Origin of the sequence: Dyadobacter sp. CY312, from assembly GCF_021390535.1 — a bacterium.
Classification (GTDB): domain Bacteria; phylum Bacteroidota; class Bacteroidia; order Cytophagales; family Spirosomataceae; genus Dyadobacter.
This window is the reverse complement of sequence record NZ_JAJUXG010000014.1, coordinates 279,636-304,897: the sequence shown is the minus strand read 5'-3', so window position 1 is coordinate 304,897 and position 25,262 is coordinate 279,636. Positions and strand designations below refer to the sequence as shown.

Sequence of the window (25,262 nt, the reverse complement as noted above, 5' to 3'; positions counted from 1 at the left end):
CTCAGGAGTCTAATGTTATGACAATCCCGGCCACTCAGGCAATGAACTTCACGGTAACACCTGTGGTGGAGAAGATTTGTAACGATGGATTGAACAGCATTCAGTACCATGCAGTTAACAACACCGGAGGAACATTAACCTATAAGCTATACAGCGGTACAGATGCAACCGGTACACTTATAAGTACGCTTGCAACGCCGGCAAATGTTCCGTCCGGAACTTACTATTATGAAATTGTCCGTCCATCTTCGGAGGGAGAGTGTCCTTCTGCTATCCGTTCGGGTATAATTAATATATCAGCCTGGCAAACCAATCCTACCATTACACGTAGTTTGGCGCTCAATTGCCAGCCTTTGGGCTCTGGTCCTCAGGCAACCGGCCAGGCTCTGTTGCAATTCTCAGGGTTTGGACCTTTCGTTGTAGAAAGAAGCATTGATGGTGGCCCGTTTGAAGTGGTGGATCCGGCTGCTGTCAGTAGCTATTCCGAATCCTCTTTGGAAGCTGGTAAGGTATACACATATCGTGTGACAGACCAGTGCGGTAAGTCGGTAAGTCAGCAGGTGATGATTAAGCCATTGAGCCCGAGGCTTACCAGTAATACGCAGGAGCCTTGTAATGGCACGGACTACACTTTATCAGCTATTGATTTCGGAGATCCGTTGACCACATATAAATGGGAAAAAGATGGTGTAGTTTTGGCTAATACAAGAGAATATACTCTCACTAATTTTCAGCCAGCGAATAACGGCGTCTATAAGTTAACGGTTTCGCTGTTAAACGGTTGCATTGTTCGTGAGACATATATCACACTAAATAGCGCAAACTGCGGTGATCCTTTTGCAACGGGCTCTCTGGGAAATAAAGTTTGGTATGATACAAACAGTGATGGTATCCAGGCTGCCACAGGAGAAGCAGGTGTTCCAAATGTACCTGTAACTCTTCAGGGATATGTAGGACCAAATCAAGCATCGCCATCGGCTGCGGATTTGGCAAATAATGCTTATTGGGCTGAGGTTGATAACAAAACAACAGATGCAAATGGCGAATATCTTTTTGGTGGACTTGAAACAGGTTATTACCGTGTGAAATTTGGTACTGTACCCAATTACGGCTTTACTACTCCAAATGCAGGAGCCGACGATGCCGCAGACAGTGATGCCGGTACAGGTGGATTCAGTGGACCTGTGTTTATCAATTCACAAGGCGTTGGAATAGACAAAGATAACCCTACAGTTGACGCAGGGTTGGTACCGGCCGGTTCTATCGGTGATTACGTATGGACTGATGAGGATCACGATGGTATTCAAGATACTGATGAAGATCCAAAAGCAGGCGTAACAGTGAAGCTGTATGTGAAAAATGGTAGTGTATGGGGTGAGGTGGCAACCACAGTTACAGGTACAGATGGTAAGTATCTGTTCAGTGGATTACCAGCTGGTACTTACCAGGTTGAATTTACTTTGCCTGGCGGCATGGTATTTACCAATCCGAATGTGGTGAGTGCTTCCGATGACGAAGATAGTGATGCAGACATGGTAACCGGCAAAACTGGAGAAATCATCATAGATCCTTCGCAGGCAGAAACCAGTGTTTTGCGTAATAACATGTCAATTGATGCTGGTATTACAACAGCATTACCGGTAAAATTGTCGATGTTCGATGTGAAGAAAGGAGAGAATGTATCGGCCTTGTTACGCTGGACAACCACTGAAGAGGTAAACAGCGACAGCTTCGAGATTCAACGCAGCGCAGATGCTAAATCATGGAATGCGATAGGTCAGGTAAAAGCAAAAGAAAATAACGTAGGACTTGTCAATTATCGTTTTGATGATATGCAGCCTAACTTGGGAGCTAACTACTATCGCCTGAAAATGATTGACCTTGACGGTAGCTTTGCTTACAGCAGTATCAGAAAACTTTCTGGTGACATGGGTGCAGAGTTAACGATTTACCCTAATCCGGTAAGTAATGAGTTGTCGATTCAAAGCACAACTGGACAAGCAATCGGAAAAGTTGAACTGATTAATCAGAGTGGAAAGGTTGTTTTGACTAAAAATGGTTCAAGCATCGCTTCGCCGATCAATGTCAAGAATCTTCCCGCTGGAATCTACCTGGTGAAAATATCTTTTCAAAACGGGACAAGCGAGAATCGTAAAGTGATTATTGTTCGCTGATAGGATTAATATTTGTCAACAAAATGAAACAGGGTCTTTTCATCTTTTGGAAAGACCCTGTTTTTTTTACCGCCGCTACCGCCGCCCGGTTGTAGTCGAACAAATTACAGAATGCATTTTAAACAGGCCGTTAAGTAAATCAATTGATGTACGTCGGCAACAACTACTTAATAGGAATAATAAATATCTTTTCCGTTCCCTGTGCCGAAGAAACTATTTCCAACGAACCGTGCATTTCCAGAGCTCTGTTTTTAAGCGATTGCAATCCAAGGGACTTGGTCTTTTCAACTATTGAGAGGTCAAATCCCTTGCCGCTGTCAATAATTTGAATATTTAACATATTATCACCTTCATAAATGAAAATCTTAATTTTGGTGGCCTTTGGGGGCAAAGCCTGCAACAATGATTCCGCCAATCCTTCATATAGTGCTAAACGGTAGTTGTAACGTCCGCCCCAATTAGTCCGGTCGGGAAGTCGTATTTCTTGCATTTTCCTGGTGGAGATTATAGCATACAATAATACCCGGAATCAGTTAGCATTGACGTAATAATAGTAAAGAATATACGCGGATAGCTATTTGTTTAAGGTAGTTCGGGCATCTTTTGTAAAGTACCAGACGGGCTCTGAGGCCATCGAAATTGTTGCGATCGGCAGGAGAGTAGGGGAATATCGAATCGTAGGTATACCAATAAAGCTACTGCATTTACTGTATTTAAGTACCAATTATCTCTTGCCAAAATCATGATTTTAGATGATTGTCAGGATTTTTAAATTTTCAATCTTTGTGCGGTAGTTAGTAAATTGTAGATGGGGGTATGATTTAAGAACAATCAAAGAAACCCAAATGTACTTTACGCTCTTTTACAGGCGATACCAGGTCTCAAAAGACGAAGCTGGCAGAGACATAACAGTACCATGGTGCCGGGATACATTTTTAAAACGACGGCAGGGAATCTTGTTAACCTGAGGTAGACAATGAGTGTCCAGATAGAAAAATGCTTGATCAATCATCCTTATTAATTGTTTTCAAGGTATCGTTGCTTACCATGTTATTCGTTTGCGGCAGTTACTTTTCCTTTGCAACCAGGCCCAACGATAGCTTACAGATTCCCTTCGTTTATAATCAGCCAGTGGAGTCGGAGGACATTGTTTCTGTCATGGAGCTGTTGAAATTGAGGCATTTTGCTTTGAACGCAGATTCAAAACATTTCGAGCCCAGAACTTCAGTATGGATATTTCTCAATTCCGAAACTGCATTTGCGGATACATCAAAAAAATTTATTATTACGAGCTATCAGGATTATATCGATCTATACGAAAGAAGCTACGGTACATGGAAGAAGGTAAGAACAGGTGGAAAATTTGTAAACAAAAGGCTTAGGTCTCCAACCACAGGACGTTATTTTATTCAGTTACCTCAAAAAAGCAATGATCCTCAACAAGCATTTTTAATTGTGTGCCGTAAGTTTACCGATTATAATTTTGGTGCGCTAGAATTCAGTTTAAAATCTGATTCGGAACGGAAAGAGTGGGAAGTTGCTTACCGACTTGCCAATGAGGGATATGCCAAATTCATGTTGCCTTTTTTCGGCATATTTTTTATCACGATTTTGTTTTTGCTGGTAAAGTTCTTCCTGCTATCCGACTTGGCTTATGCTTTTCATGCATTTGGTGTGCTGTTGTTTATGGCGTTTTTTGTGTTGGTTTATTACGAGTACCCGATCAACATTGACTCGTTTTTTGTTGAGGAGCCAAGTATACTTCTCCATTTTGACAAGCTTTTTCTTTTTTTGAGTTTAGGATGTCTTCTAGCTTCGGTAAGAATTTTCCTGACTGAGGGAAAATGGGTAAAACTTAATAATCGTGTTACCGGAAAACTGACGATTTTCTCCGTATGCATCGCTTTCTCTTCCGCATTGATATCCTATTTTGAACAGGAATATTATGTTATCAATGGTGTGTGCATAATTTGTGCTACTCTGATTATGGTCATTTTTGCCGTTCATTTGTTTCGTATCCGGGAAGAAATAATGGGTTCGTTTGGAATAATAGTGAAAGGGATTGCTTTCCTGAGTACCAGTTCCTCGGTGGGTTTTGTATTGGCGTTCTTTGCCAGTGATAGTAAATGGGGCCTGGGTAGGGAAATTCTTCTTGCAGTTCCCATGCTGATAGGGGTGGGGCTTTATAACTGTTTTATCATTGTGGCATTAGTAAATCGGGAATATCAAATCCAGCAGAGAGGTATCGACTTGAAAGCCAAGGTTTTTGAGGCAGAACTCGTTGTCGTGCAGCGCGGGCTCAATCCTCATTTTATATTCAACTGTCTTAACCTGATCGATTCATTCCTGTATTCCAATAATGTAAAAGCAGCGCGGAAAGTGCTCTATGATTTTAGCGATTTGCTGAGACTGGTAATCGACAAATCGCCTAATCAATTGATACTTTTAGTGGAGGAATTCAAAATGCTTGAACTGTATATGATTCTGGAAAAATCCCGATCCTCGAATTGCTTCGAATATTACATTGATATTGAAAAGGGGCTTGATATCTCAGGAATGCAAGTACCACCGTTGATTATTCAGCCAATTGTAGAGAATGCAATTAAACATGGCATTCTGAATCGGCTCACTCCGGGAGGAGAAATCAGAATAAGGATCATTAAAAAAAGCGATAAACAACTGGAAATAGAGGTGGATGACAATGGAGTGGGACGAAGGGTTGCCAAGCAGTTACGGCAGGTCAGTTACTTTCAAAGCGGGCATGTTGGCATATCACTTACCCGAAAGCGGCTGGAAATTATGGCAGAGGTATTCAAGACAGAGTCTTTCCTTGAAATTATAGATAAACCGGATGATTATGCTGGCACCACTGTTAAAATTTTTTTACCAATTTTAAGATCCATTGAGCATGGCAACAGCCTATATTATTGATGACGAATTACATTCAGGTCAACTTTTAAAAGCCAAGATTAAAAACCTGACAGATTATTTTACGAATATAGAGCTTTTCGTGAGCTCCACGGGTGCGTACCGGGCTATTGTAGAAAGAGAACCAGACATTATCTTTATGGATATTGAAATGCCACAAATGAGCGGAATTGATATTATTGAAAACATCAAACATCTCGGTATTGTGACTATTTATGTTACGGCATTCAATAATTATTCCATTACGGCGATTAAGCAACAGGTATTTGACTATATTTTGAAACCTGTGAAAGAGCAGGAGTTACTCGACACCATCAATAAATTTATAGCACAGAGGGAGTTGCAAGGAAACAGACCGGCAGCAGGGCGTCCTTCGATTATAGAGATTATCGAAAAACAGAATAGCAAAATTCTGGTTCATACCATTGAAGGTATAAATTTGATCAGCATTAATCTGATTGTTTATATTGAGGGAGAAGACAATTATTCCAGGTTTATTTTTCAAGATGGCTCTAGTCTGCTTTCATCACGTACATTAAAATATTTTGAGAGACAACTTGAGCCGTTTGGCTTCATACGCGTCCATAAATCCCACCTTGTTAATATTATTTTCGTGGAGAAACTAATTACGCGCGATGGAGGATACCTGTATTTACGTTCGGCGAATGTGATCCCTTTTGCCCGCGACAAAAAGGCGGAAATCCTGGAGTGGTTCAAAATATAACAAGCTAGTGCCTGAGCCCGGGTTGTTCGCTGCCTAACTGAAACCCATGCCTGCCTAAATGATTCGGCCTGTTAAACGATTGTCTATTGTCCCAATTCTATTTCAGTACTTATTTAGTAGATTCTCGGGTCTGCGGAACTTCTGCAACTTAGCATAGAGAGCTGGTTTTATGACCTTGAGCAACTATTAACTAAGCATGACAAATGGTAAATCTATTGATTGTTGATTCACAGCCGATTATGTGCATTGGACTCAAACAAGTAGTATCTGAGAATTTTCCTGATTGGAATGTTTACTTAGCCAAATCAATTGAGGAATTCGACCGCATGGAGAAGTGTCCGAAGCCCGATATGATTGTCTTTGGCATTAATATGGAAGAAAAAAAGGTTGACCTAAACCAGATACCCGGAATTCAGACAAAATTTAAATCTTCATTTTTGATTATTTATGGGGAGTTCTTAAACGATCGAAAGATACACACATTATTCAGTTCTGGAATTCACGGCTATATATCCAAAAAATCGGATGAATATGAGTTCATCCAATGCCTGCAAACGGTCATGGCCGGAAATACTTATAAAGATGTGTCCTCATCCGATAATTTGACAAGGGATAGTGCGAGGATTTGCAGTGATTGAATACGCCATCAACATATGTAAATACGGGAGAGTCGTCCAATGGAACAGGAACTGTCCCTGATGGCACAGCTGATGGCATCGTAAGCTCATATACTATATTGGACGCAAATACGAATACTGATAAACCTAACGGCAATATTGGTATTGAGCAGTCACCAGAAACTGCAATCAGTTCTCTGCCTAGCCAGCCCAACCCAAGTGGCACCACTGTTATAACAATTCCCCCGGCCACCTTCACGACGAGCACAAACGGAGATCCTAATACGGGTGACCCGGCACCGGGCGTAGTGAGTTTTATCAAAATCACGGCATTTCCTGCAAATGTAACAAGCATTGTGATTGACAAAGTTTCATATGCAAACCTGGCGGCAATCAATGCTGTATATCCAAGTGGCATTCCTGCGGATGCCACTGGTGCACCCTGGAGAATACGGAGCCGTTGACCACCTTAATTCGGGAATTAAGATCATGTCATTTCGGATTAGATTGACCAGTATAAATGACTGACTGATAGTTGTGTAACCCATGAAATAAAAGAATGGGTTGGTGGTCAATCTGCCACGGAATCTGGTGGTCAAGCCATCCGAATTCTCCACACAGGAACTCAGGGTGCATCAGAAGTAACCAGCCTGACCGGTTGGTGGTCTGCTCACCATATGCCTGCACTTCAAACACCTGACCGGGAGATATAAAAAACATGACTCCTTCCTTAAAGAGTCCTGACTGCTGACCGTACTTCATGTTGCCCTAAATCCCGGTCGATAAGGATTGAATAAAACTCGAACAAATAACCCCTGTTGGCCATGCAGTGCAGTTGAATGGTGCTGTGGTCAATCACACTGATGAGCAGATGTTTCGGTTTGGGAAGTCCCATGACCTTATGGTATTCACTGATCGAATTTATCCTGTGGATCACCTTATTTTGCATATCCTAAGTTACTGATAAATATTTGAAGATTAGCCCCGCAGCCATAGGCTCTTTTTCTTTGACCATGTGTCAATAGTCCCTATTTCTGGGTTACATCTTCAATCTTTAACCAGATTCTGTGGTTGTTCTCTCATGGAATAATGCCCGCCTTCAAAAGTAACAATCTTCCATTTTCTAGCCCAAGCGTAGTAGCATACCCAATATTGTGCGTTTCCACTTTCTCATGCCGACAATTAAACTTGTGACGATACTTTGTTATTGAGCATTCTTAATATATTTAGGGGATTCACATTCTTGCCAATATTCAACAATTTTCACGAGAGTGTTTTTCAGTTTGTCATAATTACTTGGTTTGACAAAGAAACCTTGAATAGACCTTGAGTAGGCTTCGATCACGTGTTGCTGCTCGGCACTTGTTGAAAAGAAAAGATAGGGGATAGATTTTAATCTCAGGTCTTCATTATTGTGAATCTTCTCTCTTAGTTCCAATCCGTTTAATTTAGGCATATTTATATCAGAAAGGACAAGGAACGGTTCAATGTCTGTGTCGGTCAGATACTCCAAAGCTTGCAAACTGTCACCAAAGAAAATAAGTTTATTGTTGTAATTAAGTTCTTTGAAAATTTCGGCCAATATATCTTGGTCGTCTATGTCATCTTCAATGATGATTATCGGTCCACTTTTGTTCATTTGCAGATTAGTTAATGTAAGTTATTATGTTTCACAAGAGTCCCACCAGCGCAATATACTGAAAAGAGGATCTATACAACTGTCCAATTAAACGATTATTTTACCTGTAACACGTATTTATATCAAAAAGTACCGAAAGGCTTCTTGAAGGCTTCTTGGCTTTCTTACACTACCTAGGGCGAATTAATCTATTAGATCAAGTGGAAGCATTTTATAGGGGCAAACTGTGTTGATGCTTTTATTGTCTTCATTTCCCCTGGAAATAATCTGGCCAAAATTAGCGCGTCACAAGAACATACCCTAGGTCAAAGCTGTCAGACCTATTGGACCTTCCCCAAACGAGCCAACTTGGACAATGATCCCTGATATTTTTGTGGCATGCTTTTATTAACTAGTTACACCTTAATAATTGGTCGCAAAGCCTCTTTACCACCCACAAACTCAGTCATGGAAATTCAACAACAATGGTCGTCCTTGTTTAACGGCAACCCAGGGCCTGATTTTTTATTCCAGCACCTGCCGGTAGGGATTTGCATCTGTGATGTGAACGGATCAATTACCTACTGTAATCCAAAATCCCAGGCGCTATGGGGAAACGCAGGGGAAATACAGTTAAAGAAATTTTGTGGTTCATATCGCCTTAACAATCCTGACGGATCACGGCTGCTACACCAGGATTCACCTGTAGCCTGTTGTCTTGAGCAGGGGATTCCGGTCGAGGGTTTTGAGCTTATCATAGAGCGGCCGGATGGTTCGTTCGTCGATGTAAACGCGAATGTTGCACCTTTCTATGATGGGTCTGGCAAACTGCTAGGGGCCATCAACTGCTTTCATGAAATAACGGCCCAGAATACTGCAAAGCAGGCTCTTAATAAAAAGAGCCATGAATTACAGGAGTATATCGACAATGCTTCGGTAGGGCTTCACTGGGTAGACAGTCATGGTATTATCAAGTGGGCTAACCAAGCGGAACTCGATATGCTCGGCTACGGCCAAGAAGAGTATATCGGACGTCATATTTCGGATTTTCATCTGCATGCTGATAAAATCGATGATATATTAACACGGTTGCAAGCGGACGAAACTTTGCACCAGTACGAATCTGAAATGGTATGCAAGGATGGAAGTATTCGTACTGTCCATATTAGCTCGAATGTATTTCGTGAGGATGGGCGATTTATCCATACCCGGTGTTTTACCGTGGACGTTACCGCTAACAAGCAGCTTTTTTTCAACCTTCAGGAAAGTGAGCACCGGTACCGGGAATTGATAGAAAGCCTGCCAGCCGCATTGTATACAACCGATGCATCAGGATACATATCTTCATTCAATCAGGCAGCCATTGATTTGTGGGGCCGTGAGCCTGTTTTGGGTCAGGATCTTTGGTGCGGCTCCTGGAAGATTTACAGACCGGACGGTACACTCCTGCCACTCGACAGTTGCCCGATGGCGATTGCACTAAAAGAGTCCCGCCCTGTTTACGGGGAAGAAATCACTATTGAAAGGCCGGATGGCTCTAAAAAAAATGTTTTACCATATCCGCGCCCCGCTTATAGTGCTGATGGGCAGTTGACAGGGGGAGTTAACATGCTCGTGGATGTGACAACGCTCAAACAGGCCCAGCAGCAGATCATAGAAAGCGAAGAGCGTTTCAGAGTGGCTGCAAATACAGCACCTGTGCTGATCTGGATGGGAGAGACGGCCAAACACCGCGACTTTTTCAATAACTGCTGGCTGGAATTCACGGGCCGGAGTACCGAGCAGCAGGCTGGAACCAAATGGATGGAAGGTATCCATGCTGATGATCTTCAGATGGTAGAGAACACATGTGATTCGGCCTATGCGGCCAAATCGGGATATGAAATCCAATATAGACTGCTAAACCATACGGGTCAGTACCGATGGGTACATTCGCAAGGCAGGCCGCGGTATACAACCGACGGCGAATTTTCTGGTTATATCGGAACTGTTATCGATATCCACCAACAGAAACTTCGCAAAGAAGTTCTGGAAAAAATCGTTCTGGAAAGGACATCCCAACTTCAGGAGGTAAATAAAAAGCTGGAAAGGTCAAATAAGGAGCTGGAAGATTTTGCCTACGTTGCCAGCCATGATTTGCAGGAACCTTTGCGGAAGATATCCATCCTGAGTAAAATGCTTGTCGAAAGACATTCCCAAGACCTTGGGTTTGAAGGGATAGGGCTCATTACCAGGACGCAGGCAGCATCACTCCGAATGAATACGTTAATTGAAGATCTGCTAAATTTTTCGAAGATATCAACCGTACACCAGAAAGTCAGCGTTGACCTGCACGCAGAAATGCAGGGCGTTTTAATGGACCTTGAGGCGCCGATCACTGCCAAGGGTGCCGAAATACAACTTGGAGAGCTTCACCCTATTAATGGTTATGGGCCGCAGATCAGGCAGTTATTTCAGAATTTGATTGGTAACGCATTAAAATTCACCCACCCGGGAAGGCCAGCTGTAATCCGTATTTCTTCTACGCTTCTTAAGGGCGGAGATGCTGGTTTTGGCTTATCCGGTCAAGAAGCTGACAAAGTATTTCAATTGATTGAAATCAAGGATAATGGCATTGGCTTTGATCAGCAGTACGCCCAGCAGATTTTTGAGGTGTTTCGCAGATTGCATGGAAGAAGTGAATACGCCGGAACGGGCATAGGGTTGTCGATTGTAAAGAAAGTGATCGAAAGTCATCATGGCCATATAAGTGCAAAAGGCGTTGTTGGTGAAGGCGCAACGTTTCAAATATTGTTGCCTATGACAGAAAGCTGATGTTAAGATCACTGTGGTGGCACGGCCGCTAGCTACGCTCCTATATTTATATATTGAAATCCATTTCACGCTTATATCCAAATGTCCCCATTGCAATTTGACTTGTACTTGCCAGTGGGCCCAATCATGGAAGCCGGGTCTTCGTTTTTTATCAATCAAATAAAAAGCATCACAATTTTTTTTACACGAACCTACTGGCTGTAACCTAGTCAAAATGTTTACAGCAAACCAGTTTTCATGCCCATTTTTACATGAATTGCAATTAGTCAGATGAGCAAATAATAACGCTTGTCACGAAATAAAATATTATGTGATAATCTTACAAGGATAGAAGCTTTAGTAAGCACTTTTTCGGTATCTGCTCCCATTTGTTATAGTCCTGCTCTGAATGGTACCTTGCAAAACATTTCCACTATTATCACAAGAACATCACGGACCTGTACTAACAAAACTTTACAAAATGCCGGAGTTAGCCAACATGTAGTTCACAGGCCGGATACATAAGTTGTCATTTTCAAGAAATATAACCCTACACGTATAGACACACATTGTAAGCATTGTTTCAAGAAACAGGCAGAGAAATACGTACGATAGCTTGATTCCTTCATGAAGGTCAACCCTTATTGTTTGGTTACACGGATGACTTGCCCGTCTGTTAGTTTTAATATATAGATGCCTGCAGACAAGCCGGAAAGATCAAGGCTGGTCTGCTGATCACGGATCACCCACTGCCTTACTATAATGCCACTCATGTTAATTAACCGCGCAGCAGTGTTCAACAGGTTGTGGTCTGTTTCCAGGGTTACGGTAGTAGTAGCCGGGTTGGGGTAGAGGTATGCTGCGACCGGCTTGCCTTCAGCCGATATATTTATGATGGAAGAATAACTGTAAGTGCCATCGTTATCTGTCTGGCGGATCCGGTAGTAACGGTTACCTGTATAGGTATTGGGATCAGTGAAGCTGTAACGGTTTTCGCCATTGCCATTGCTCTGGATCAATGCTATTCTCGTAAATTCCCGTGCGTCCCTGCTACCTTCTACATCATAATCGGTTACACTATGTTCTGCTACCTGCCAGCTTATTACCGCCTGCTTGCGTGTATTGAGCCGACCGCTTATGGAAAGCCACTTGACTGGCAGTGGCGTTTCAGACGTCTTTACAAAGAATCCGCTAAACCCGAGGACATTAACGGTGACCTCCCAACGTGACATCTGGTTATTCCAAACAATATCGGAATCTGACGGATCGATCGTTACCGGTGTGCCACTGTAAGTACCTGGCAGGCCAGAACCATTATTGCTGGTACCGGGCCGTTTTTCAATCAGCAGGTTTGCTTTGCCGGTAGCATCCAAGCTACCATTGGGGAGTTTGTTGATATTCAATGCGTTAAAGGCATTAAACTCGGCTTGGGAAAAGAACAGGGTCACCCTGCCAGTGGCTGTGGCAGCATTGTTATCGGGTGTAATTTCATAGTGGCGTTTAACCCATGTGGCAGGTGCGCTTGATTCGACCCACACCTTTGCTGTCGTGCTGTCTATAATAGGCGCTGCGCCCCAAGTAGTTACCCTGGCTATGATACGATCGCAATCCCCATAAACGGTAGCATTGCTTTGAAAGGCACGCGCGGAAGACGAGATGGCGGTAATGACGTTAATGGTATCCGTTGCTTCGTAGGCACCGATATCGGGCTTTCCAACCCTGGTGATACCTATAATGTCTGTGATTGTAGCAGTATCGGATCCAGCGTTAATGGCAGGACTGCCACACTGAAGCCTTAAGCCATCATCAGGGGTAAAATAAATGCTATCAGGGCCGGCCGGGTTGGAAGCATTTACGTAAAGCGGGTTGCCGCCTAAAAGGTTATTTGATGAAAGGCCAGAAAAGTTGGTGATACTGGCGAAAAGATTATTCCTGAACCGGACCGTACTTACAGCCGCAGGAAACACGTCAACATTACCAACAACCGAACAATTTGAAATGATATTGATTCCACTTCGTAATTGAATTTCGTCGTCGCTTCCGGTAGTACTATTCGTGAAGATACAGCCGTCGAGCGTCATGGTATCATCGACCTGCGCTGCCAATATGCTGTGGCCTAATCCCATGCCCTTATTGTTGATAAAAGCCGATGCGTAAATTTTCGCGCTTGCACTGAGTGTAAGAGTAATGCCGCCTGCACTGCCGGTACCTGTGTTGCCCTGAAAAATACAGTGGGTAAACGTGGATTTATTGCCAGAACCATATACATACGTACCACCACCCATGCCGGCGTTCTCGTAGAAGAAGCAGTCTGATACAGTGGTGCTGGCAATGAAACTAGAAAGAAGGCCGCCGCCAAAAACTGCACGGTTGTGCTCAAACCGGTTGTTTATCACAGAAACCCGGCGGCCACTATTAACCAATCCGCCTCCGTTATACCCTGCGTTAAAGGAAAAGACGCAGTCAGATACCACCCCATTGGAGGAAATATAGGCCCCTGCAGCTGTTCCAAACTGTCCCGTTGCATTATAAGAAAAAGTACAATTATTGACGACGATCTGTTTTCCACTATTATTGCCGCTAAATAATCCGCCACCCTAATTATTATTGACTGACATGCCATTAACGATTATGAAACTGCCAGAATTAGTGGCATTTCCTCCTGTGATCGTGAGCCCATCTACTATGGTACCATAGCTACTTGCATGCGTGACTACATGGTAAGCATTTTCTGCCGTACCAGCAATAACCAAACTCGGTCCGGCACCCAACACAGAGTCATTATGGTTGAAATCGCCGCTAAGCACGGTAGGGTTGGCTGAAACATTTCGTTGGCCGAGTAATGTTTCCGTACCAGCAAATCCACCATAAATCGCGACACTGTCCCGTAGAAAGAAAGTCTTATTCTTTGAGTCTGCGGGTGAGGCATTGCCGAACGGATCCTTTGTAGGAGAATAAGTCCCCCTTTTTATCCATACCCGGCTGCCAATGGGAGCTATATTCAAAGCCTCCTGGATATCTTTCTTGGCTGTGGCCCAACTGGTACCCCCACCGGAATTATCGGCCCTGCCGCTATCGACATAGTAAATAGTCTGAGCCTTTACCCCTAGTTGAAGAAAGAGGCTGATCAGTGTAAAAATGTATTTCATATTAATTGGAGTTTCTTCTTCAACACAGCATTATACTGAAGATGTGGCGGCTAAAATATATTGGTAAGCAAGCAGAGTAAGAAGTAAATTATTGATATCAATAATTTACTTCTTACGGGACAGGTACTAAAAAATTCCTTAAAAATGCAGGCATCAGCGAAAGGTTTCAACTTGCTAGCCATTTGTTTCGCTGCACATGCCTGCTTATGTGAAGCCTGGGACTCAGATACAACCAAAGTAAATTAATGAAACATCGTTTTGTCATTTGCTGACGATATGCATATCAAGATCGGGGGCTTGCTGCATAAGGTATAAGAGGTTATTTTCCACAAATCTGATTAATTCCGGACATCTCCAACAATAATCGTGCCTTGTAAGTGACTTTAACCGAATTGGTTAGAGGAAATTATATCCTATCAATCATCCGAAGCCTCAATTGACAACAGACAATTGTTAGGCCCTCGTACTAAGTGGTAGCCTTAAAGCTCTTGATTCAAATGTTGGCATACTTTTTAGTTCAATTAGAAGGGTAACAAATATTTAAAAAGCAGTCCGTTTCCAGGGACTAGCTGATATAACTTGGTTAATTCAAGTAGGTTGCAATTGAAAATCACCTTGTTAAGTATTCACCTTACCTTTTCCTTATGTTTACAGCAGAGCCCCATCATATCATAGCAATAGGCGCATCGGCGGGCGGTCTGGATGAGCTTAATACTTTTTTTGACCATACCCCATCAGATGGGGTATCTTACGTGATCGTACAGCATTTGTCGGCTGAATTCAAGAGCCATATGGTATCACTGCTTTCCCGCCACAGCAAGCTGGTGGTACAGGAAGCCGAAAATGGAATGTCGATCCGGGTCAACCAGGTTTATATTATCCCCAATGACAAGTATATGACCGTCCGTGGCCATAGTTTGTATCTGACCGATAAGACCGATAACCGGAACCCTCACATGACCATCAATACGTTTTTTACCTCGCTGGCATTGGATTATGGTCCCAGGGCTATCGCTGTCATTCTTTCCGGCCTGGGTTCAGACGGCACTGATGGGGTTAAAGCCATAAAAAAGTCAGGTGGGCTGGTTATTGCGAGAGAACCTGATGGGATAGAATTTCACAGCATGCCCGCAAATGCGATTGCGACGGGTATGGTGGATTTTATACTGGAACCCGAAGCGATGCCTGCGCTTATTGAGGATTATGTGAAGCGTGAGCTAGATCTTTTGGCCGCTGGTATTCACGATGAAAAACATGTTGGTGAGATCGTACACCTTATCAAAGACCAATTACCCCTGGATTTTTCGGACTATAAACAATCCACGATTTTAAGAAGGATCAAAAGGAGGGCAGCTTCTAATAATTTTGGTAACCTTGAAACCTACATCCAGTTCATCAAGGCCACACCCGCAGAGATCGATTTGTTGGCCAAGGATTTTTTGATCAGTGTGACCGGCTTCTTTCGGGATACAGAATCCTTCGAGTTTATCGAAAATCAGATACTGCCCGAAATTATTGCAGGACTTACGCCGCGGGAAGAAATAAGATTGTGGGTAACTGGCTGCGCCACTGGCGAGGAAGCTTACTCGATGGCCATGCTGGTCAGTGAGCGGTTAGGGGACAGAATTACGGAGCATGTGGTCAAAATCTTCGCGACCGATATAGATAGTGCGGCGCTCTCACGCGCTGGCAAGGGTGTGTATAAGGCAGGAGCTCTGGCCAATGTGTCACGGCAGCGCCTGGACAGATTTTTTCAGATGGAAGGGGACGATTATAAAGTTAACCCATCCCTTCGTAAAATGGTCATTTTCGCCCAGCACGACCTGGTCAAAAACCCGCCCTACTGTAACATACATTTTGTAAGCTGCCGTAATGTGTTAATCTATATGACACCGGCATTACAGAAGAAAATTTATCTGATGCTATTATTTGGTCTCAGACAGCATGGATATCTATTTTTGGGGTCCAGTGAAAACCCGCTGCCGATCCTGCAAAGTTTGAAAGTAGTCAGCAAAAGATTCAAAGTCTATAAAAACCTGGATGCCACCCGGGTAGTGCGGTTTGATTCGTTTTCAGTGCCCGAAGTCTCCTATAAAAAGCTGGCCGATATCCCGCATCCACAGCAGCAAACCAGCAAGGTGCCGGACCGCACGCTCGGAGATGCGGTCAACGAGACGTTGATGAAAGATTTAAATCAGCTGGTGGTCTGTATTGATCAGAATGAAAAGATATTGAAGTTCTATGGGGACACGACCAAATTCTTGCTCCAAAAAATTATGACCACTGATCTTACCGAGTTGCTCCCAGCGCCGCTTGCCGTTGCTTACAAAACGGTGATTGCAGGTGTTGTCCACAGCGGTGAGCCGGCTTCGGTCACAGGCATCCATATCAGACAAGGCGAGCAGACTATCAGCGTTTCCTTATCGATAAGTCCCATGATTTACAAAGGCAGGAATAATGGTTTTTTAGTAGTGCGAATAAGTGAGGAAGAACTAGGTAAGACGGAAGTTATTGGCAGGACAGCTTTTGACGAAGAAATGTATGTGAACCAGTATACCCAAAGCTTGGAACAGGAAATCAGGGACCTGAAAGAAAAGCTGACGGCATCCAACGAGAGGCTATATTCATTGGATGAAAATATGCAGTCTTTCAATGAGGAGCTGCTTTCAGCCAATGAAGAAATGCAAAGCACGAGTGAGGAAATGCAGTCGATCAATGAAGAGCTGCATACGATCAATTCAGACTACCAATTAAAAAACAAAGAACTTTTAGAGCTCAACGATGATCTGAATAATTATTTCAGAAGCAATGTCAACGGGCAGCTTTTTGTGGATGATCAGCTCCGCCTTGTAAAATTTTCTCCGGGTACTGTCAAACTGATCAATTTACTTGACAGTGATGTAGGCCGACCTCTCGGCAATATCTCAACTAATTTCAAGATTGAAACCATCAGTGAAGATATCAGTAAGATACTTGCGGGTGAGTCGGTTGTCACCAGGGAAATCCAGGCCAAGCAGGGTCGGTGGTACCAGGTGATGACCATGCCTTACATCAAACTGATCGATAAAAAGATCAGTGGGGCCGTCATTACATTCAACGATATCACCGAGCTTAAAATGGTTCAACAGAAGCTGGATAAAAAAAATGAAGCCTTGGTGCGCATCAATGAAGACCTGGATAATTTTGTGCATTCCGCCTCCCACGATCTGCTGGACCCGTTAGGTAACATCGAAAGGGGTATCTCATTTTTAACCTCTGATGGCACCACTGATGAGGATATCAAAGAGATGTTGCCCCTTCTATCAAGGTCAGTTGAGAAATTCCGTTTACTGGTTACAGAGATTGCTCAGGTCGCCAGAATTGAAAGCGATGCCACTGAAACAGAGCCAGTCGATGTCGATGATCTGCTGGAAAACATTGAATGGGGCCTGGCCGAAAGGATCAAATCCAGCGGAACAGTCATCAAAAGAGATGTGCAGGTAAAGCAGGTTGTATTTTCTAAGAAGAACCTGCGCAGCATTCTCTACAACCTGATTGGTAATGGCATCAAATACAGATCTGAAAAGCCCCCGGTCGTCGTGGTCCGTATTACACGGGAAAATGATCAAACAATGCTTTCCGTCCAGGATAACGGAATGGGGATCGAAAAAGATTATCTGGATAGCATTTTCAATAAATATACCAGGCTGCATTCGGATGGTGAAGGTTACGGGATCGGGTTGTATTTGACCAGTAAAATCGTTCATGCAGCCGGCGGCAGGATCAAAGTCGAAAGCGAGCCCGGGATCGGTAGTAAATTTACCATCTACCTCAGTAATTAATATGGCAGAGCAACCAAGGTTTATGGTGGTAATCGGAGCGTCCGCTGGTGGGCTCAATGCATTGGCCGAAATAGGTACAGGCACGGCCCACCGGGCCGGATGCCGCGTATTTGGTCGTATTCCGTTCGAAGCATATTGAATTTAGCTTTGAAAGATTTCGTAAAGTAGTCAGGAGCTGGAAATTCGGTCATGTAAGACATTTGCGAAATGCCTAGGTCCCTGTTTTCGAGCACGACCGCTGCTTTTTCAAGTTTAATGGAGCGGATAAGTTCTATGTGAGTCTGACCGTTCGGTGGCGATCCATGGCTCGCTGTCCGTGCCAATCACGATCTGTTTTCAATTGCTTCAACATACGCCGCAGAGCCATTCGGATAAAATCTATAGTCTTGGTTGTTCACAATGCGTTGAATATGGGTGTGACGTTTTGATATCGCAGAAGCTTACGGATCTTTCCGAAATGAGAATTTTTTCGACACCATCTGGTTCACCGTAACTCGCTGACAGCATCTCAAAAAACTTTTATTTTCATTTGCGCTACCAAAGTAGTCGTATCGGGCAGTTAATTTGAGACGGATCGTTTGCTTTATTGGTCGATGCCATAGCAAGCGTAAACTTGGGCTGTTCCTCCCTATGCCTGGCCAGCCGTGCGATCCTGTGGTGACAAGAAGTTTATCAAATACAGGGAGTGATACCCGATCTCACTTTTTTCGAGATTGACGGACAATGCGGAAATTGTGGACAACCGTACGCTGGCATACTATTTAACAACAATGCGACACCACAACTCAACAAAATTAAAATTCATGACCAATATAAATACACGCAAGCGAACAATTGGGGTCAACTTTGCTGCATCTGGAGAAGCGCAGGTACTCCTGTGGGCGCCTGATGCCAATCAGGTCGAATTGCTGATTCCCGGCAAAGACAAAACCGTCTCTTTAACTTGCAAAGACCTGGGATACTGGATTGCACAAACCACTGATCTGCAATCTGGTGATCTGTATTATTTTGAACTTGATGGTAAAAAACAACTGCCGGATCCGGCATCTCTTTCGCAGCCTGATGACGTACACGGTGCTTCGCGAGCCATTGATATCAATTCGTTTCAGTGGAAGGACGACAGTTGGCAGCACTTCCCGTTGAAAGATTATATCATTTACGAACTTCATGTCGGGACTTTCACACCCGAAGGTACATTTGCCGCAGCCGAAATGAAGCTCGATTACCTGGTAGATCTGGGTATTACAGCCGTTGAAATCATGCCTGTTGCCCAGTTTCCCGGCAACAGAAACTGGGGTTACGATGGTGTTTATCCTTTCTGTGTCCAGCATTCTTACGGAGGTCTCAAAGGTTTACAGAGTATGGTTGACGCCTGTCACAGTAAAGGTCTGGCGGTTATTCTTGATGTTGTATTTAATCACGTTGGTCCGGAAGGAAATCATCTGGAAGAGTTTGGACCTTATTTTACCGAAAAATACCGTACGCCATGGGGAAACGCCATCAATTTCGATGACGCCTGGTGTGATGGCGTTCGTGATTTCTTTATAGAAAATGCTGTGATGTGGTTTCGTGATTTTCACATCGACGCGCTTCGGATGGATGCTGTACATGCCATCAAGGATTTCAGTCCGGAGCACATTTTGCAGAAAATCAAACAGCAGGTGGATATATTGATCCAACAAACGGGCCGCAAGCATTATCTCATTGTTGAGCTGGACCTTAATGACACACGCTTTATCAATCCGGTTAGCAAGGCAGGATATGGCATGGACGCGCAATGGATCGATGAGTTCCACCATGCTTTGCGGGTTACTTCGGGACAGGAAAAGACTGGCTATTATTCGGACTTCGACGGGATAAGATCACTGGCAAAATCGTACGAGGATGCTTACGTATATGATGGTGCGTTTTCTGAGCACCGCAAGAAAGTCTTTGGCATGAAAACGGAAAATTCCGGAGAACAATTCGTTGTCTTTTCTCAAAACCATGACCATGTCGGTAACCGCATGTTGGGCGAGCGTACCAGTCAGCTGGTAAGTTTTGAAATGCAAAAAGTACTTGCCGGAGCCGTGCTGGTAAGTCCGTATTTGCCCTTGCTATTTATGGGAGAAGAATATGGAGAGAAAAATCCTTTTCAGTATTTCGTCAGCCACACCGATCCAGAGATTGTCGAGATGGTAAGAAAAGGACGTAAAAAGGAATTTGAGGCATTTCATATGGACGGAGAAGCACCTGATCCGGTATTGGAGGAAACATTTGAACGCTCCAAACTCAACTGGGAGTTAATTGAAAAGGAGCCACATCAAACCATGCTTAATTATTACAAGGAGCTGATAGCCACTCGAAAAAGCCAGCCACCTTTGTGTGTTTTAAACCGCAAGAAGGTTTCGGTGGAGCATAATACGGCTACGCAGGTGATCGTGCTGCGCCGTCAGCATAAAGTGCAGGACGTCATTTGTCTGATGAACTTTTCAGCGGAAATGCAGGAAGTTGAAGTGTCCTTGTATGCCGCCAGCTGGCGTAAATTACTTGGTTCTTCAGACTTGCAATGGGGCGGCTCTCAGGACATGCCCGCTCAGGTTTCAGGTGAATTGGCGTTGATATTGCCACCAGAATCTATTACACTTTACTCAAATCAGTATGAATAATCCAGTTTCTACATACCGCCTACAATTCCACAAGGAGGTTACTTTTCAAAATTTAGAGAAATTGATCCCATATTTGAGTCAATTGGGAGTAAGCACCATATATGCTTCGCCGGTTTTCAAATCCACACCAGGTAGCACACATGGTTATGATGGAGTCAATCCCAATGAAATCGATCCCGAAATTGGTAGTATTGATCAACTGAAATCCATCAGCAACACGTTAAAGGAGAACCAGATGAGCTGGTTGCAAGATATTGTTCCCAACCACATGGCCTTTCACTCTGAAAATCCCTGGTTGATGGATGTACTGGAAAAAGGCGCCCAATCGGCATACGCCAAATTTTTTGATATTGCATGGAACAGCCGTCTTTTTCATGGCAAACTGATGGTTCCCTTTCTTAGAACAGATCTTGACGAAGAAATCGGGAACGGGAAAGTAATCATTTCATGTGAGTCTAACCGGTTGATGTTGACTTACGAAGGCGCAAATTATCCCCTTAATCCCAGATCATATTCTACGCTTTTTGAATCGGATATTGTAAAGCAAAACCAGGCGCTTGCGCAGATCGGAATGCAATGCAAGGAGATTGATGACGTGGAAGAGCCGGCAGTTTTTGCAGAAAGATGGAACGAGCTGTTGTTGCAGTTATCCTCGTTGATGAAAAACCCAAATGAGCAGGAATTGGTTGACGAACTGCTGCAAGAAACCAATAATAATCCGGAAAGAATAAGGCGAATTATTGACCAGCAAACTTACGTTTTGTGTAACTGGCAGGACACAGATCAGCAAATTAATTTCCGGCGGTTTTTTACCGTTAACGGGCTGATTTGTCTGAACATCCAGGATGAACACGTTTTCAGCAATTACCATGCGTTGGTTAAACAACTGGTTGACGAAGGCATTTTTCAAGGGTTGAGAATTGACCATATCGATGGTCTTTATGATCCTTCCGGTTATCTGGACGACATCCGCCAACTATCGGGAGTTGAGACTTACGTAGTTGTGGAAAAAATTCTTGAACAGCATGAAGAGATGCCACAACAGTGGCCAATTCAAGGCACAACGGGCTATGAGTTTCTGGCAACAGTCAATAATTTATTTACCAATAATAAGTCGGAGCAAGCCTTCACTGCATTTTACCAGAATCTGACTGGTGAAAACGAGCCAATACAAAAGCAACTGCTGCAAAAGAAAGCCCACGTTCTGTTTGAACACATGGGTGGTGAACTGGAAAATCTATATCAGCTGCTTGTAGAACTGAATCTGATCGATGAACAGGATCTGGATCGGGTGCGTAAGGAGCAGGTCAGGAAAGCAATAGGTGAGTTTTTAATTCACTGTCCGGTATATCGCTATTACGGCAACCAGATGCCACTTGAAGAGAAGGAAATAGCCTCCGTGCAGATGATATTTGACGAGGTCAAAAAAGCCCATCCTGATCTGGGAGATGCCGTTGGTCTTCTTGAAAATGCACTTTTGGTAAAACCTTTGGAGGCTGACGAAGACTTCAATAATAACGCGCTCGAATTTTATCACAGGGCGATGCAATTCACCGGCCCATTGATGGCGAAGGGCGTAGAGGACACGCTCATGTACACGTATGAACGTTTTATAGGACACAATGACGTGGGCGATTCTGTTGCAAGTTTCGGGATAACACCGAAAGATTTTCATAAGAAAATGATCAAGCGCCATAAAAATTGGCCGCTTTCGCTGAATACCACATCGACCCATGATACCAAACGTGGAGAAGATGTTCGCGCTAACCTAAACGTGCTTACCGATATCCCGGAAGTATGGATTGCCCGGGTAAAACGCTGGCAGGAAATCAATGCTCCAATCAGAGAAAAATTGGCTGCGCCTGACGTAAATGATGAATACCTGATTTACCAAACCCTGATCGGTGCTTATCCAATGCCCGGACAGGATGATGACGATTTCGCTGCGAGATTGGAGCAATATCTGCAAAAGGCATTACGCGAAGCTAAAAGGAATACAACCTGGGCTGAACCTAATGAAGAATACGAAAAGGGAACACAACAATTTGCAGGCGAATTACTGAACCAACAGGGTGATTTTTGGAAAGACTTCATTTTATTTCAAAAAGAAATTTCTGACTTCGGTATCATCAATTCGCTGTCTCAACTCATATTGAAATTTACATGTCCTGGCATTCCGGACGTGTACCAGGGAACCGAATTGTGGGATTTGAGCCTTGTTGACCCCGATAACAGGAGGGAAGTGGATTATGAGAAAAGGCAAAACTGGCTCAACGAGTTTGACAAAACCGACCGGGACGCGCTTCTTGAAAAGTTGTGGAATGACCGAAATGATGCGCAGATCAAACTTTGGCTTACACAGCAATTGTTCAACTTACGGAAACAAAATCCTGATCTTTTTTCAGAAGGGGAATATGTTCCTTTGCAGGTAAAAGGCAGCCTAAAAGACAATGTATTTGCGTTTGCACGGATTTATAAAAAGGAGGTTTTGATCGTCGTGGTTCCTTTACATTTAGCAACAGTTACGAAGCAAGTCGATCTGTATAAGATTGATTGGAAAAATACAAATATAGAATTGCCGGTGAGACTTACGCCTAAATGGGAAAATCTGCTGACAGGAGAAAATCAGGAATTCGAAAGGAAAATTTCGCTTGCAGGATTATTCAAGAATCTTCCGTTTGTGATTTTAAAAGGGAAAAGAACCGAAAATGAGCGGAGTGCGGGTATTTTGATACACATTTCATCTCTTGCGTCTCCTTTTGGAATAGGCGATTTGGGGCCGGAAGCTTTTGCTTTTGCTGATTTTTTGAGTCGAAGCAACCAGCGAATCTGGCAGTTGCTGCCGCTAAACCCTACCGAGGTAGCACAGGGGAATTCGCCATATAGTGCGCTATCCAGCCGTGCAGGAAATCCCTCGCTGATCAGCCCGGAACTGTTGGCGCATGAAGGCCTGCTCATAGGTGTAAATTTGGCAGAATATCACCTTCCACAAAATGGCAAAGTTGATTTTGAAAAAGTAGAAAAAAACAAAAGTGAGCTGCTTGAAAAGGCATTTGAAACATTCAAAAATAACCCGGAGTTATTTCCTGAAAAAGAGTTTGATGAATTCTGCAAACAGAATGCGGAATGGCTGGTTGACTTCGCTTTGTACATGGTTATCAAGGAAAAGCATGATGGGAAAACCTGGACGGAATGGGAAGAGCCGCTTAAACTTCGTGACGCAAAAGCATTGAAAACACTGGTCGAAGTTGAGTCTGAAAGAATCCGCTTTTTTACATGGGTACAGTTCATTTTTGACAAACAATGGAAGTCGCTTCGTACCTATTGCAACAAACGGGATATCAGATTTATTGGCGATATGCCGTTTTATGTGAGCTACAATTCTTCGGATGTTTGGTCGCATAGGGATCTGTTTTTACTGGATGAAAATGGAAAAATCTCAGGAGTTGCAGGTGTTCCGCCAGATGCATTTTCGGAAGACGGACAGCTTTGGGACATGCCGGTTTTCAATTGGGAAGCGCATAAGGAGCACGGATATGCATGGTGGATTAATAGGTTGCAGAAAAACATCGAACTGTATGATCTTACCCGCATGGACCACTTCCGTGCTTTTGCAGATTATTGGGTTGTGTCCGGCGATGAAAAAACGGCCGTAAAAGGTGAATGGAAGTTGGGACCCGGTTCAGAATTTCTTAAAACCTTAGATGCAGCTTTGGGCGGGCTTCCTTTTGTAGCGGAAGATTTGGGGGAAATAAGTCCTGTTGTACTTGAACTGAGGGACGAATTCAACCTTCCCGGAATGAAAGTATTGCAATTTGCATTCGATGAATGTATGGCTGAATCCGAGTTTGCTCCACATAATTACACGACCAACTTCGTGGCTTACACAGGCACGCATGATAACAACACGATCAAGGGCTGGTTCCAAACTGAGGCCGACAAAGAAGCCCGGGAAAGACTAGAAGCGTACGTCGGCTGCAATGTGAATGAAGACAATGTGAACGGGGTAATGATCAGGCTGGCATATTCTTCAGTTGCAAAAATGGCTGTCGTTCCGATACAGGATGTACTCGGTCTGGATGAATTCTGCAAAATGAACAGCCCCGGATCAGGTAAAGACAACTGGACATGGTGTTTGCTACCGGGACAACTAACCAGTGAAGCGGAAAAACAGCTGAAGCTTTGGACACGGTTGTACAATCGAATTTGATAAATATTCCAAAGGGGGTATTAACCAATTAATTCAGCGATGGTTTATGCCCTCGCATTATTGATCTCCTCATTATCGGTAACTGATTCCCCTCCAATGCATGAGCATGTGGCTTGGTTGATGTCAGGTCTTCATTCCTGTATACTTAAGTAGCCAATACGCGACGATGATTGTTGGAACGATTCTTGAATAACTAGGCGGCTTGAACAGCTAAAAACGAAATTTCGAATATGAAAAGTCTTGCAAATACAACAGAATTACTGGAAAACACTACGAATACATTAACCGACGAAAACACCATTACGCCACAGCTTGGTGTAGCTTTAATCGATCAGTGGCTCGTGCCACTATCGGAAAGTGATAACCTGCAACCAATCGCGCAGGAGCTTCGTGAATTAAAAGCGCTGCTTCTCGCAAGTCCTACGGACTCAACAAGTATTGTCGGTAAAATGGCCGTAATCGCCGCCAAGGTATTATTGATTGCACCTGACGTCGGCGCCGAAGGGGAAATGCCATCCTTGCTTTCCGCATTGTCTTCAGCGTTGAAACTGGGTGCTTCCAATGATGACAAGGAATGAAT

Annotated in this window: 16 protein-coding genes; 11 read left to right on the top strand and 5 right to left on the bottom strand. The window is 43.7% G+C overall.

Annotated features, from left to right (window positions below; genetic code table 11):
- Positions 1-2,174, top strand: a 2,174-nt coding sequence (locus LZG71_RS21095; RefSeq protein WP_233823739.1) for an SdrD B-like domain-containing protein, incomplete at its 5' end; no start/stop codon positions are given.
- 163 nt (positions 2,175-2,337) lie between these two features.
- On the opposite strand, the gene LZG71_RS21090 is transcribed toward LZG71_RS21095, so the two are convergent.
- Positions 2,338-2,664 carry a hypothetical protein gene (locus LZG71_RS21090; RefSeq protein WP_233823737.1) on the bottom strand — a complete coding sequence of 109 codons (327 nt, stop codon included), beginning with the start codon at positions 2,662-2,664 and terminating at the stop codon, positions 2,338-2,340.
- Positions 2,665-3,170: 506 nt separating this feature from the next.
- Here LZG71_RS21090 and LZG71_RS21085 point away from each other — a divergent pair.
- The 4 genes from LZG71_RS21085 (at position 3,171) to LZG71_RS21070 (ending at position 6,907) form a co-directional block, all read left to right on the top strand.
- Positions 3,171-5,105, top strand: a complete 1,935-nt coding sequence (locus LZG71_RS21085) for a sensor histidine kinase (protein ID WP_233823735.1) — start codon at positions 3,171-3,173, stop codon at positions 5,103-5,105.
- A complete protein-coding gene (locus LZG71_RS21080) occupies positions 5,083-5,826 on the top strand; it encodes a LytTR family DNA-binding domain-containing protein (RefSeq protein WP_233823733.1) in 744 nt (247 codons plus the stop codon). Before LZG71_RS21085 ends, LZG71_RS21080 begins: the two co-directional genes overlap by 23 nt.
- Before the next feature lie 203 nt (positions 5,827-6,029).
- Entirely contained in the window at positions 6,030-6,464 is a 435-nt protein-coding gene (locus LZG71_RS21075) for a hypothetical protein (protein WP_233823731.1), read from the top strand.
- Positions 6,461-6,907, top strand: coding sequence for a hypothetical protein (locus tag LZG71_RS21070; protein WP_233823729.1), 447 nt, complete (start codon positions 6,461-6,463; stop codon positions 6,905-6,907). Before LZG71_RS21075 ends, LZG71_RS21070 begins: the two co-directional genes overlap by 4 nt.
- Before the next feature lie 28 nt (positions 6,908-6,935).
- Here the strand turns inward: LZG71_RS21070 and LZG71_RS21065 are convergent, their stop codons facing one another.
- A complete protein-coding gene (locus tag LZG71_RS21065; protein WP_233823727.1) occupies positions 6,936-7,163 on the bottom strand; it encodes a hypothetical protein in 228 nt (75 codons plus the stop codon).
- Positions 7,164-7,647: 484 nt separating this feature from the next.
- Positions 7,648-8,082 (bottom strand): response regulator, encoded by a 435-nt coding sequence (locus tag LZG71_RS21060; RefSeq protein ID WP_233823725.1) that lies wholly within the window; start codon positions 8,080-8,082, stop codon positions 7,648-7,650.
- 447 nt (positions 8,083-8,529) lie between these two features.
- Between LZG71_RS21060 and LZG71_RS21055 the strand changes: the two genes are divergently transcribed.
- Positions 8,530-10,875 carry a PAS domain S-box protein gene (locus tag LZG71_RS21055; RefSeq protein ID WP_233823723.1) on the top strand — a complete coding sequence of 782 codons (2,346 nt, stop codon included), beginning with the start codon at positions 8,530-8,532 and terminating at the stop codon, positions 10,873-10,875.
- Between the two features lie 620 nt (positions 10,876-11,495).
- On the opposite strand, the gene LZG71_RS30575 is transcribed toward LZG71_RS21055, so the two are convergent.
- Positions 11,496-13,328 (bottom strand): T9SS type A sorting domain-containing protein, encoded by a 1,833-nt coding sequence (locus LZG71_RS30575; protein ID WP_233823721.1) that lies wholly within the window; start codon positions 13,326-13,328, stop codon positions 11,496-11,498.
- Between the two features lie 123 nt (positions 13,329-13,451).
- Positions 13,452-14,003, bottom strand: coding sequence for a hypothetical protein (locus LZG71_RS21045; protein WP_233823719.1), 552 nt, complete (start codon positions 14,001-14,003; stop codon positions 13,452-13,454).
- Between the two features lie 644 nt (positions 14,004-14,647).
- Here LZG71_RS21045 and LZG71_RS21040 point away from each other — a divergent pair.
- The 5 genes from LZG71_RS21040 to LZG71_RS21020 all read left to right on the top strand — a co-directional run bounded on the left by LZG71_RS21040 (position 14,648) and on the right by LZG71_RS21020 (position 25,260).
- The gene (locus tag LZG71_RS21040) at positions 14,648-17,824 is read left to right on the top strand and encodes a chemotaxis protein CheB (protein ID WP_233823717.1); all 3,177 of its coding nucleotides are present in this window, start codon (positions 14,648-14,650) and stop codon (positions 17,822-17,824) included.
- A gap of 1 nt (position 17,825) precedes the next feature.
- Positions 17,826-17,963, top strand: coding sequence for a hypothetical protein (locus LZG71_RS21035; protein ID WP_233823715.1), 138 nt, complete (start codon positions 17,826-17,828; stop codon positions 17,961-17,963).
- Positions 17,964-18,627: 664 nt separating this feature from the next.
- Positions 18,628-20,472: a malto-oligosyltrehalose trehalohydrolase gene (gene treZ, locus LZG71_RS21030; protein ID WP_233823713.1), complete on the top strand. Its 1,845-nt coding sequence runs from the start codon at positions 18,628-18,630 to the stop codon at positions 20,470-20,472.
- The gene (gene treY / locus LZG71_RS21025) at positions 20,465-24,682 is read left to right on the top strand and encodes a malto-oligosyltrehalose synthase (RefSeq protein ID WP_233823711.1); all 4,218 of its coding nucleotides are present in this window, start codon (positions 20,465-20,467) and stop codon (positions 24,680-24,682) included. The genes treZ and treY overlap by 8 nt, the downstream gene beginning before the upstream one ends.
- Positions 24,683-24,912: 230 nt before the next feature.
- A complete protein-coding gene (locus LZG71_RS21020) occupies positions 24,913-25,260 on the top strand; it encodes a hypothetical protein (RefSeq protein ID WP_233823709.1) in 348 nt (115 codons plus the stop codon).
- Positions 25,261-25,262 lie beyond the last annotated feature (2 nt).

Excerpts from the sequence above, each read along its gene's own strand:
- LZG71_RS21090 (WP_233823737.1), bottom strand. The coding sequence starts at position 2,664 with ATGCAAGAAATACGACTTCCCGACCGGACTAATTGGGGCGGACGTTAC.
- LZG71_RS21085 (WP_233823735.1), top strand. The coding sequence starts at position 3,171 with ATGCTTGATCAATCATCCTTATTAATTGTTTTCAAGGTATCGTTGCTT.
- LZG71_RS21080 (WP_233823733.1), top strand. The coding sequence starts at position 5,083 with ATGGCAACAGCCTATATTATTGATGACGAATTACATTCAGGTCAACTT.
- LZG71_RS21075 (WP_233823731.1), top strand. The coding sequence starts at position 6,030 with ATGGTAAATCTATTGATTGTTGATTCACAGCCGATTATGTGCATTGGA.
- LZG71_RS21065 (WP_233823727.1), bottom strand. The coding sequence starts at position 7,163 with ATGTTTTTTATATCTCCCGGTCAGGTGTTTGAAGTGCAGGCATATGGT.
- LZG71_RS21060 (WP_233823725.1), bottom strand. The coding sequence starts at position 8,082 with ATGAACAAAAGTGGACCGATAATCATCATTGAAGATGACATAGACGAC.
- LZG71_RS21055 (WP_233823723.1), top strand. The coding sequence starts at position 8,530 with ATGGAAATTCAACAACAATGGTCGTCCTTGTTTAACGGCAACCCAGGG.
- LZG71_RS21045 (WP_233823719.1), bottom strand. The coding sequence starts at position 14,003 with ATGAAATACATTTTTACACTGATCAGCCTCTTTCTTCAACTAGGGGTA.
- LZG71_RS21040 (WP_233823717.1), top strand. The coding sequence starts at position 14,648 with ATGTTTACAGCAGAGCCCCATCATATCATAGCAATAGGCGCATCGGCG.
- LZG71_RS21035 (WP_233823715.1), top strand. The coding sequence starts at position 17,826 with ATGGCAGAGCAACCAAGGTTTATGGTGGTAATCGGAGCGTCCGCTGGT.
- treZ (WP_233823713.1), top strand. The coding sequence starts at position 18,628 with ATGACCAATATAAATACACGCAAGCGAACAATTGGGGTCAACTTTGCT.
- treY (WP_233823711.1), top strand. The coding sequence starts at position 20,465 with ATGAATAATCCAGTTTCTACATACCGCCTACAATTCCACAAGGAGGTT.
- LZG71_RS21020 (WP_233823709.1), top strand. The coding sequence starts at position 24,913 with ATGAAAAGTCTTGCAAATACAACAGAATTACTGGAAAACACTACGAAT.